The organism is Burkholderia sp. Ac-20344, assembly GCF_017104975.1.
In the GTDB taxonomy this organism is placed as follows: Bacteria; Pseudomonadota; Gammaproteobacteria; order Burkholderiales; family Burkholderiaceae; genus Burkholderia.
The window spans coordinates 1-9,807 of sequence record NZ_JAAGPP010000232.1; the positions used below are offsets into that span (position 1 = coordinate 1).

At 60.0% G+C, this 9,807-nt stretch carries 10 protein-coding genes and 2 pseudogenes; 6 read left to right on the plus strand and 6 right to left on the minus strand.

Annotated elements, in window-relative coordinates:
* Both G3N64_RS36710 and G3N64_RS40490 read left to right on the plus strand, forming a co-directional pair.
* Positions 1-187: pseudogene (locus G3N64_RS36710) on the plus strand (choline ABC transporter permease subunit); the annotation flags it as partial.
* Between the two features lie 148 nt (positions 188-335).
* Positions 336-941 (plus strand): beta-propeller fold lactonase family protein, encoded by a 606-nt coding sequence (locus G3N64_RS40490; protein WP_205788523.1) that lies wholly within the window; start codon positions 336-338, stop codon positions 939-941.
* A 201-nt stretch (positions 942-1,142) separates the two neighbouring features.
* Here the strand turns inward: G3N64_RS40490 and G3N64_RS36720 are convergent, their stop codons facing one another.
* Both G3N64_RS36720 and G3N64_RS36725 read right to left on the minus strand, forming a co-directional pair.
* Positions 1,143-3,203 carry an insecticidal delta-endotoxin Cry8Ea1 family protein gene (locus tag G3N64_RS36720; protein WP_205788524.1) on the minus strand — a complete coding sequence of 687 codons (2,061 nt, stop codon included), beginning with the start codon at positions 3,201-3,203 and terminating at the stop codon, positions 1,143-1,145.
* Positions 3,204-3,470: 267 nt separating this feature from the next.
* Positions 3,471-3,950, minus strand: a complete 480-nt coding sequence (locus G3N64_RS36725; protein ID WP_205788525.1) for a hypothetical protein — start codon at positions 3,948-3,950, stop codon at positions 3,471-3,473.
* A 327-nt stretch (positions 3,951-4,277) separates the two neighbouring features.
* Between G3N64_RS36725 and G3N64_RS36730 the strand changes: the two genes are divergently transcribed.
* Both G3N64_RS36730 and G3N64_RS36735 read left to right on the plus strand, forming a co-directional pair.
* Positions 4,278-5,723 (plus strand): DEAD/DEAH box helicase, encoded by a 1,446-nt coding sequence (locus tag G3N64_RS36730; RefSeq protein WP_205788526.1) that lies wholly within the window; start codon positions 4,278-4,280, stop codon positions 5,721-5,723.
* A gap of 431 nt (positions 5,724-6,154) precedes the next feature.
* On the plus strand, positions 6,155-6,421 hold the full coding sequence (locus G3N64_RS36735; RefSeq protein WP_241021401.1) for a hypothetical protein: 267 nt from the start codon (positions 6,155-6,157) through the stop codon (positions 6,419-6,421).
* On the opposite strand, the gene G3N64_RS36740 is transcribed toward G3N64_RS36735, so the two are convergent.
* On the minus strand, positions 6,412-6,711 hold the full coding sequence (locus G3N64_RS36740) for a hydrogenase maturation factor (RefSeq protein WP_205788527.1): 300 nt from the start codon (positions 6,709-6,711) through the stop codon (positions 6,412-6,414). The two genes, G3N64_RS36735 and G3N64_RS36740, sit on opposite strands and share 10 nt — an antisense overlap.
* 86 nt (positions 6,712-6,797) lie before the next feature.
* A complete protein-coding gene (locus G3N64_RS36745; RefSeq protein WP_205788528.1) occupies positions 6,798-7,055 on the minus strand; it encodes an NUDIX domain-containing protein in 258 nt (85 codons plus the stop codon).
* Positions 7,056-7,174: 119 nt separating this feature from the next.
* Here G3N64_RS36745 and G3N64_RS36750 point away from each other — a divergent pair, with 119 nt between their 5' ends.
* Entirely contained in the window at positions 7,175-7,774 is a 600-nt protein-coding gene (locus tag G3N64_RS36750; RefSeq protein WP_205788529.1) for a DJ-1/PfpI family protein, read from the plus strand.
* Between the two features lie 35 nt (positions 7,775-7,809).
* Here G3N64_RS36750 and G3N64_RS36755 read toward each other — a convergent pair.
* Positions 7,810-8,241 (minus strand): annotated as a pseudogene (locus tag G3N64_RS36755) (substrate-binding domain-containing protein); the annotation flags it as partial.
* 227 nt (positions 8,242-8,468) lie between these two features.
* On the minus strand, positions 8,469-8,684 hold the full coding sequence (locus G3N64_RS36760) for a hypothetical protein (RefSeq protein ID WP_205788530.1): 216 nt from the start codon (positions 8,682-8,684) through the stop codon (positions 8,469-8,471).
* A gap of 202 nt (positions 8,685-8,886) precedes the next feature.
* Between G3N64_RS36760 and G3N64_RS36765 the strand changes: the two genes are divergently transcribed.
* On the plus strand, positions 8,887-9,201 hold the full coding sequence (locus G3N64_RS36765) for a hypothetical protein (protein ID WP_205788531.1): 315 nt from the start codon (positions 8,887-8,889) through the stop codon (positions 9,199-9,201).
* Positions 9,202-9,807 lie beyond the last annotated feature (606 nt).

Consider the following 9,807-nt stretch of genomic DNA (forward strand, 5'->3'; position numbering starts at 1 on the left):
TATCCAGCGCCTCGACATCGGCCTCGGTTTCGAAAGCGGCCTGTCGGTCGTGCTGCTCGCGATCATTCTCGACCGCATCACCGAGAGCTTCGGCCGTGCGCCGGGCACCGCGAAGGCGCCGCTGTTCGCCGGCCTGAAACAGCTGTTTCGTGGTCGGGCGGCAGCCGTCCGAAACGGATTCGAGTGATGGACTGAACGTCTCTGTTGACGTCGTTTTTATACCATCTGCCGGTCGGGCCGATTCGGCCCGCCGCGAAGAGCCGGAATTTTCCAACTCAGGCCGGGACGGAAATTCGGTCAGGGTCGGCCCCCGAGCCTATGCAACCGCGGAAGTTGTGCGTGCGAAGTTTCAGTCGACCCTTTCAGGCACCAACAATTCGGCACTTGTCAGCTCGACCTGCACGCAATCCAATCCGCAAGCGCCGCGCCCCAATGGCGGAATTTTCGTCATCGATATCGCCAAGGCCGTCAGTCCTTCCAGCCTGGCCGGAAACGTCATTTCCGGATCGGTGATCGCCAGCTTCGCATCGGCCTGTTCCCCTGTCAGGGCAGCAGAATCTCCCAATGGGTCGATGCTCTGGGTCGTGGCCAGGGGAAGTAACGAGATAATCTCCTTCAACGTCGCCAACATTCTCGATAATCCGAATGCAGCGTTCGTTGCCGCCACTCCCAGCGGAGGGCAAGCGCCCGTGGGCATCACCTTCATGGATGGTGGCAATAAGATCATGGTCACCAACTCGAATCGCTTCGACTCGGACAGTGCGCCTACTGACGCGAACGAGAATGCCGCACTCTTCGACGTGTCTTCAAACGGAACCGGGACTCTGCTGCAAACGCTTGCCACGGGGCTGTTTCCGCGCGACGTGAGTGTTTCTCCGGACGGAAGTACAGCCGCCGTGACCAGCTACAAGTCCGATCTGATTACGCTGTATCACCGGTAGCAGATAAACTCGATTGACTGCAGACGGTCGTTGAACGACATCCGTGCGTCGCGAAGCTGAATCACGGAGCGGAGTCGATCCTGTCATCCCGGACACAGCTTAGCCGGAGTGCCCTGCATTTTCGATTGAAGGCGTGTAACGGTCCGGGAATGGCGTCGAACGTGGAGACCCGACGCCGGGCGAGAGACCCTTTACCGGCCATCACACCCGTGTCGGCACAATCAACAGGCTCGCAAATCGAAACGCGTTGTTGCCGAGATCGGCGTTGCGCGCGACTGTCACGTAATTCACGCCAGGCTGAAACGCAAAGATGTCGTTCGTTTCGTAGTAAACAAACTTGCGGCCGTCCTCGCCCAGTAGTGCCGGCTCGCTGTCGGGCGCCGCGACGAGTGTCGCCTTACCCAGCACGCGTGACTTGTCCGGCGCGAGCAACGTCAGATTGACGAACGTATCCGACGTCATTTTCACATCCGCGAGCAGCGGCACGAGCCGACAGCCGATCGGCGCCGAGGTGCGATTTGTGACGACGAACATCAGGCGCTTGCCGACAAGGATCGATTTGCCGATCATCACGTCCGGGTAACCTGTCGGCGCCCCGAACGTCAGCGAATCTGCGGTGCTGAAGCCGCAAGTCAGATCGAGTTCAAGGCCGGTGTCGGCGCTCTTCAATTCTGCCAGCTGCGCAATCGACGTGTAGTGTCGCAGCGCGACACCGCCGAATGGGAAACTGTTTCCCGAATCCTCGCGGCAGGTCTTGCCCGAATAGGTGCCGGGACGCGTCAGGAATGACGACACATAATATCCGGGTTCGCATTTCTCCGAATTACCGGCCGTATACGACTGCGCCCATTTCGGGTCGTCGACCATCGGAACCGCGTTGCCGTAGGCATCGGACGCGGCGGAGTATCGCACGCCCATGCCGTCCTGCAATTCGAAAGCGTGAAGCGATGAGCCCGGGCCGAAGGTGCGTGTGGCGGCTTTCCAGATGCAACCGCGCCCGTCCGTCAGTTCCCCTTTCGATTGATTCGCGCCGAACGAATGCGCAATCTCGAGCACGCCACCTGACACGCCGGCGAAATCGCCGGTGCAGCCTTGCGCCTCGATATGTGTGACGCGGCCTGCGCCGTCGACGAACGCCTGATTCAATCGAACAACGAGCGGTTCGTGGGCGGGGCCCGAGCCGCAATGACACACCGCAGACAGATCGGTGACGAACGACGTTCGAGAGGGCAGGGTCGCGTCGGCGATGTCGCGTACGACGTCGTTCATATAGATTTCCATCGAGTTGCGGAACTCGATCTTCGTCTCGTGCAGTGTCGCGAAGTAGGTTTTCGCCGATGCGAGAAATGTCCCATAACCAAGCGTATAGAAATTGCGAATGTAGTCGTTCTTCTGCGCCGGATCGGACAACGCGCTCAGACGACGGGCGAGCACCGCTTGCATGCAATTCTGATAGTCATGGATCTTTCTTTTCATTTCATGCAGCACCGCGCCGACCGTGTCGGGCGCAAGTGCAAGCTCGCGACGTATCGACAGGTACGCGCCGTACATCGACAGTTGAGCGCTTGCCGCGAGCGCATGCATCGTCAGGCCCTGATACTCCGAGCCCTTGATCAGGAACAGGGGGATCTGCTGAGTGCAAATGCTGACGAACGCCTCGAATTTTGCGGTGATGTTGTCGATCATCGACCTGGAATAAGGCGGCGGCACGCTTTGCACGAACCGGTTGAAGTCATCCAGCACACGATTGATGCCAGTCAGCACCCCCCGCATAATTTCGAGATTGTTCTTCGAAATTTCGTCCGTCGCGATCCGGCGGATCACGGTTTCCTGGTCACGGTCCTTTTGGTCGAACGAGGCCACGAGCTGATTGAACAGCAGATTCATCACACCGCAGACGAACCCCATTTCCGGAATGAATAACGCCAGCGCCTGAACCGCGAATTCGCCGAACGCGATGGTTCCCTGCAGCGTGTTTCCGGACACGATCGACTTGACGACTTCGGCCATCTGCATCGCGGCAGGCTGGTATTGCTCGATTGCCGTCTTGATTTCGCCGAACTTCCGCCTGAAGCCGGGAATCAGCAGATTGCTTTCGTCAAATTCGCCGGGCGGGGCGATGCTGTTCATCCGGTTCACCCCGTCGTTGGGGGACGTCGCCGTCCGCGCAGTGACATGATCGCTGCATGCCGCGAGAATCGGCATGACCGCGCTGCATGCGCCGTATTTCAGGAAGGCTCTTCGGTCGAGTCGGTCTGGCATTCAAGTCTCCGTGGGACATAGCGATGTGGATCGATGCATCGATCAGCGCCTGCGAATGTCGAGGCGGCATAAACAGATGCAGGGGCGGGAGACTGTATTGGCGCCACCCTGTAGAAGGGCGGGGACGCCTTGCGCGTCCTTTTTTTGGGATAACAAAATGGTACATTTTCGCTGGCTGTCTGTCAAAGCCGATCGATCTCGTTGATTCGGTGTACTGCTTCTTTACGCGGGTTGTTCGAGTACCGGGGTGCGCCGTGTTCGGGCAATTCATTTCAAACGATCGTCATTCCATGCGATTGATCCAGTACGCACCGAATCAACGGCATCGACGTGACGATCAGCTCGCAAGCATGCTCCGAAACGCAGGTTTGTCCGGCAACACCTGCTGCGTTCGATGCGAATTGGCCGCTGCGTGGGCCCGGTATCAACAACGATACTGCCGCTGCATGCAGCTTGTGCGATGCCGTCATGACCTCCGCCCTCATCAAATCGCCGGATCGACGAGCGTTCTTGGCCGTTGAAAAACGCGGACGCGGTCGTCACGGAAAAGACCTCGAGTCGCCCGGAGCAGGGCAATCGGATTTGAATCGATAGTCCGGCCCGAGGCTCTGCATGCTTCGCCTGCGCAAACACAGCGTAACCAATCGCGCATTCGTCCGGACTCGAAATGACCATTGCCACGATCGTCTTATTGACGTGATAAACAGAGATATCATTAGATATCCTATTCACATTGCCGTTGTTCAAACATGATCAGGATCGTGGGTAGGAAGCCATCCGCGACCGAGGGAGTCTTACCTGGCGGGCCAGGGCGAGCGATGGTTGGCGTCGGCTGCCTTTCCCTCACCTTGTTGCCCGGACATAAGCCGTGAAGTTGCAGACAGGTAAAGGGCCGAGTGGCGGCGAGCGGCGATTGGGTGCGGGGAAAAAGGGGCTGGATTTCCTTGCTTTGCGCCAGTGGCTGCTTCCGGTTGGCCGTGCCGTCGCGCTCCGTCGGCGCCTTCCACCCAGGCGCGGCGGGCCTTGATCCGCCCGGCAACCGCTAGAATTGCGGTTTTAGCCCGGAATACGTCCATGTCTTTTGCCTCGCTCGGCCTGATCGACCCCTTGCTGCGTAATCTGCAGGACCTCAATTACCAGGCCCCCACGCCGGTGCAGGCCAAGGCGATTCCTGCCGTGCTCGGCGGCAAGGACGTGATGGCGGGGGCCCAGACCGGCACGGGCAAAACGGCGGGCTTTGCGCTGCCGCTGTTGCAGCGGCTGGTGCAACACGGCCCGGCGGTGTCCAGCAACCGTGCGCGCGTTCTGGTACTGGTGCCCACGCGCGAACTGGCTGAACAGGTGCTGCAGAGCTTTGTCGCTTACGGCAAAGGCCTCGATTTGCGATTGCTGGCCGCCTACGGCGGCGTGAGTATCAACCCGCAGATGATGAAGTTGCGCAAGGGTGTCGACGTGCTCGTCGCCACGCCGGGCCGTTTGCTGGATCTCAACCGCCAGAACGCCGTGCAGTTCGATCAGGTGCAAACGCTGGTGCTGGACGAAGCCGACCGCATGCTGGATCTTGGCTTTGCGCGCGAACTCAACGCCGTCTTTGCCGCGTTGCCCGCGCAGCGCCAGACGCTGCTGTTCTCGGCCACGTTTACCGACGATATCCGCGCGATGGCGGCGAGCATTCTGCGCGGCCCGGTGAATATCAGCGTCAGCCCGCCGAATGCCACGGCCAGCAAGATCAAGCAGTGGGTGGTGACGGTCGACAAGCGGAACAAGCCGGACCTCTTCATGCACCTCGTGGCCGAGAACAAGTGGGAACATGCGCTGGTATTCGTCAAGACGCGCAATGGCGTGGATTACCTCGCGGCCATGCTGGACGAAGCGGGCTATGCGGTCGACACCATTCACGGCGACAAGCCGCAACCCGCGCGCCTGCGTGCGCTGGAGCGCTTCAAGACGGGCGAAGTACAGATGCTGGTCGCCACCGACGTGGCGGCGCGCGGGCTGGATATCGACGACCTGCCGCTGGTGATCAACGTGGATCTGCCGATTGTGGCGCAAGACTATGTGCACCGTATCGGCCGTACCGGCCGCGCGGGCGCCAGCGGTGTGGCGGTGTCCCTGGTGTGTGCCGACGAAGCACCGCAACTGGCCGCGATCGAAGCGCTGATCAAGCAAACGCTGCGCCGTGAAGAAGAGCCGGGTTTCGAGGCCGAACACCGCGTGCCGGAAACCAGCGCGACGGGCCAGATCGTCAAGAAACCCAAAAAGCCCAAGAAGCCCAAAGTGCCGCAGGCTGCGTCGGGTGCCGTGCCGGTGCCGGGCAAAAAGCCGCGCCCGCAAAGTGGCGAGAACAAGCGCAAGGCTGCGGCGCCGCGCGCCGGGGCCGCGGGGAAGGGCAAGAGCTTGTCCAGCGGTAGTCCATTCAGCGTGCAGAAGCCACGCGGCAAATCCGCCGGCAAGCCGGCTGCGGGAGCGCGCAAGCCGGCCGGCAAACCCGCTGGTGGCGGTGGCAAGCGCCAGCCTTGATGCGTGGGGGGAAGTCACGCCAGCCATCGCGCATGGCTGGCGGTTCGGGACGCCCAGGCAGCCTCGAGTGTGCTGCATGACGGGTTGAATCCGCATCTGTGCCGACAGTCTGCACGGGGCTCCACGACCGGTTCCGAACCGGTTGAGCGTAGGTCCTGGCGTAGCTTTCCGCGTGGATCGTCGTCGGACAAGGCGCAGTGACTGCCGCGTCTTCGGGGTGACGTTTGCGGGCGTGTCGGCGGGGCACCCAGGCCAACGCATTGTCGTGAGTATGGATCTCAGGTTCATCACGAGAATGCCGATAATCTTCTTGTACCCGCCGCGCGCCGGTGGCGTCCGTATCGGCTCGCCGGTTCTCACTATTTCACAGAAGGCGGGGCTTTTCGCGTGTAGAGCACGTTCGTCAAGGCAACGTCGCCGATGTTTCAATATTGATCAGCTATATTGGAAATGCCTCGGGGAAAACAACATCGGGCGGGCGTGATATGAGAAATGAAAGCTACGATAAATCCGGGCCGGCATGGGGCATCGCCGCCGGTCTGATTCTGGCCATCGTCGGATCGAGCATGGGGCTGTTTCCCCAGCTTCTGCACAGCACGGGCACGCTGAATGATTTCGTTGCGTCCGGCGTAACGATAATTGGGATTTTTCTCGTTGTGTACGCAATCCACGAACTTCACCGGAACCGTCATCGCTGACCGGTGGAACGGTCGCCGCAGCTATCAACCAGAAGGTCGTCAACGATAATTTCGCCTGCAGAGCGACCGGCTCGCAAAGCGTCGAGACTATCGACGAACAGCTTGCCGTGGTCGTCAGCCAGGCGAATCGGCGCCAGGAAGAACGAAGGCGCGTTCGTTGCGTGAATCTGGACAACAGCGACGAACCCTGCCGAAGCATCGTCAATCGCGATGTCGATACCGGCTGCGTTGACTTTGTGTTCGCAGCGAACGTCGATCGTATATCCGCGGTACGTGTACGCGTTGGTCATGTTCGCCTCGCTGCGAATGGGCAACGTTCGGAAGTTTGCACGCGGAAGTATAGCCACGTGACCCTGAATGGCGAGATGAATCTTGTCTATGCGGACCACTCGTTGCTATAGGCCAGCTCGATGGTTTTCTTCGTAGGAATACATGCCTGCAGCGTAGCGATGGCGTCGTGACGGAGCAACTTGCATCGGACGATCTCATTGGGCGCTTGCGGTTTCAGATCGATCGCGAGTTCGCCAATGAACACGTGATGCAGCTTTGAGAGGCCGCCAAAATGCATCGCGCAGGTGAGATTGACGCCGACCAAACCGGTTTCTTCCCACAGCGCTCGGTGTGCCGCTTGCAAGGGGACGCCCCAGCTTTAATTGGGCCGCCCGGCAATGCCCATCAAGTTTTCGGCCAAGCAAATCCGTTCATCACGGCGATCTGGCAAGATGCATCGACAGACCGCAGACAGGGCACCCCATGCACATCGCTATTCTGACCTTTCAGGGCTTCAACGAACTCGACTCGCTCATCGCGCTTGGCGTGCTCAATCGAATCAAGAAGCCCGACTGGCGGGTAACGCTGTCATGCCCGGAGCATTGCGTCACGTCGATGAATGGCGTGACCGTGCAGGCGCAGTCAACGTTGGCGGACGCATGCACGGCGGATGCCGTCATCGTCGGGAGCGGCATTCAAACCCGGGATGTCGTCAACGACGCGACGCTGATGGCGCAGTTGAATCTCGATCCTGCCCGGCAACTCATTGGTGCCCAATGTTCGGGCACGCTGGTTCTGGCCAAGCTTGGCCTTCTCGACGACATTCCGGCCTGCACGGACCTCACGACCAAACCCTGGGTAGTCGAGGCCGGTGTCGAAGTCCTCAATCAGCCGTTCTTCGCTCAAGGCAACGTCGCGACGGCCGGTGGCTGCTTTGCTTCGCAGTATCTGGCCGCATGGATCATTGCGCGCCTGGAAGGCGAGGAGGCGGCGCGGAGCGCGCTGCACTACGTTGCGCCGGTCGGGGAGAAGGACGAGTACGTTGCTCGTGCGCTGACGAACATCGAGCCTTACCTGCTGTAGTGCGATAAAAATTGGCATTGCCTTCATTGCTTGGGCAGATAGTTCGTCCAGATGAAGCTCGTGCCCGAGCCGTCAGCGCGGCGAACTACGGCGACGTCCGCGTCCGGCAGCTTCACCGTCGAGTTCGGCGCGGCGATCGCCGGGTCGTTCCACTTCTTGATCTTGCCGAGGTAGATGTCGCCGAGCACCGGGCCCGACAGCGTCAGTTCACGGGCCTTCACGTCGGGTACGTTGACGACGGGTACGACGCCGCCGGCTACCGTCGGGAACTGGAACAGGCCTTTCGTCGCGAGCTCGTCATCCTTCAACGGCGCATCCGAACCGGCAAAATCGACCGTCTTCGCGTTGATTTGCTTCAGGCCGCCTGACGAGCCGATGCCTTGATCGTTGACCTTGCCACCGCCCGCCTTCTTGTACGCATCTGCCCACTTTGCGTAAATCGGTACGGCGAATGTGCTGCCTGCGCCGCGCTTTTCTCGAGTGACGTACGCCGGGGGCTGATTGCAACGTACCTACCGACCGGGGCCGTAGGCAGAGAACGGCCGGCTTGGATCGACACCGACGATCGGGTAGGTCAGACAAGTGACGGAGCCCGTCATCGTGCGCGATACGTGGTCTCGCATCGAAGCGTGACAGGCGTATTGCATCTGGTCGTGAAAACTCAAGGACGGTGCAATTGCTCGATCCGCCAGGTTCAATGCACGCCACTTGCGACGACGGAGGCCAGCGCTTGATCGCCGTCGCGTTGGGCAGTGTCTTCAGTGGAAAAGATACCGGTACTGAATGCGATCAGTTTGAACCCGGATCCCGTGGAACGAGGAACCGTGATGCCCCAGTGCCAGCCACCATCTTGCTGGAACACGTGGAGGACAGGAGACGCTTGGCTCAGGGCTGGTGAAGAAGTCGTCATGGCGTGCTCTCCCGTCATCGGGCGACTGCAGGGCAACTGCGTTGGACTCTCGAACTCAGTTTACGGATACTTTTGCTGCGGCGCAATATTCGGGTTTTGCGAAGATGCCAATGTGTGAAACGCCACAATTTTGAAATACAAATATGCAATGTCCGGGATGGCTGGCATATTGATGTGACGATTAGGATTTTTCGGAGGCTTTATGGATCGCAGTTCGCTTGTGTGGGCGGGGGTGCCGCATAGCAGCGACGGCGTCGTGTTTCAGATTCGCGTCGGCCGCGGACTTCAGCGTTTTCATATTGCCCGGTTGATTCTCGAGAAGGCGTGCGACCTTGAGCGACTGGCGTCAGACGCGCGACAGCTCGAATGCTTTTACGAGCACTTGGCCCCGATCCTGGCAGTTGCGCGGAAGATGCGTTCAAAGGCGAAGGCCGATACGGTTTCGTTGAATGTTTCGGATTTTGTTCGGGCGGGTAGCGTGCGGGGCGGGCAGGATGCTTGGGCGGTGATGCGGTGAGCGGCTTGAGGAAGTTGAAGGGGCGGTGTATCCGGGTTCAAAAAGGGCGGACGTAGGTCTTGGCGTAACTTCGCGTGACGGCGCGGGTCAGGTACGGTGCAGGTACTGCTGCATCATTGGAGTGACGGTTGCAGGTGCTGCTGCGGGTTGCGTGCTCATGTGACCGGGAAAAGTTGCTTTGGCCGTCCGAGCTTACCAGCGGGCCGGACGCGCCTGCGCGAAGTTCTCCGTTTTGGCCAGTTGCGGGCGTCGGGAATCGGCAGCGACCGAGGGGTGTGGGCTTAGTGTTGCGGGGCACAGCCCGCAACGTAGTGCTAACCCGGGCACGTCAGTTGCGGTCGACAGTCTAGATCGTGACTGTGTGGGACGCTGCTTCAGACGTCAGTTCCGTGCTTGGTCGGAAGGCTCATCATGACTGTAAAGTTCAAGGAGATGTAGAGGCATGCCAAATAAAGTTTGGCTGTCACGCCGAGATCGCAGAACCTGTCCGCATTTTTGTGGGCGAGGCGGTTGAACAACAGGTTATCCACGCGCCTGCGTGAATCGCTCGCCGAACAGGATAGCAAACTGGTTCATCGCTGATTTCCAGTCGAAGGCGGCCCGCAC

Bases quoted from the DNA above. Each gene is read 5' to 3' on its own strand.
- G3N64_RS36720 (WP_205788524.1), bottom strand. From the start codon at position 3,203: ATGCCAGACCGACTCGACCGAAGAGCCTTCCTGAAATACGGCGCATGC.
- G3N64_RS36760 (WP_205788530.1), bottom strand. From the start codon at position 8,684: ATGACGACTTCTTCACCAGCCCTGAGCCAAGCGTCTCCTGTCCTCCAC.
- G3N64_RS36750 (WP_205788529.1), top strand. From the start codon at position 7,175: ATGCACATCGCTATTCTGACCTTTCAGGGCTTCAACGAACTCGACTCG.
- G3N64_RS36730 (WP_205788526.1), top strand. From the start codon at position 4,278: ATGTCTTTTGCCTCGCTCGGCCTGATCGACCCCTTGCTGCGTAATCTG.
- G3N64_RS36740 (WP_205788527.1), bottom strand. From the start codon at position 6,711: ATGACCAACGCGTACACGTACCGCGGATATACGATCGACGTTCGCTGC.
- G3N64_RS36765 (WP_205788531.1), top strand. From the start codon at position 8,887: ATGGATCGCAGTTCGCTTGTGTGGGCGGGGGTGCCGCATAGCAGCGAC.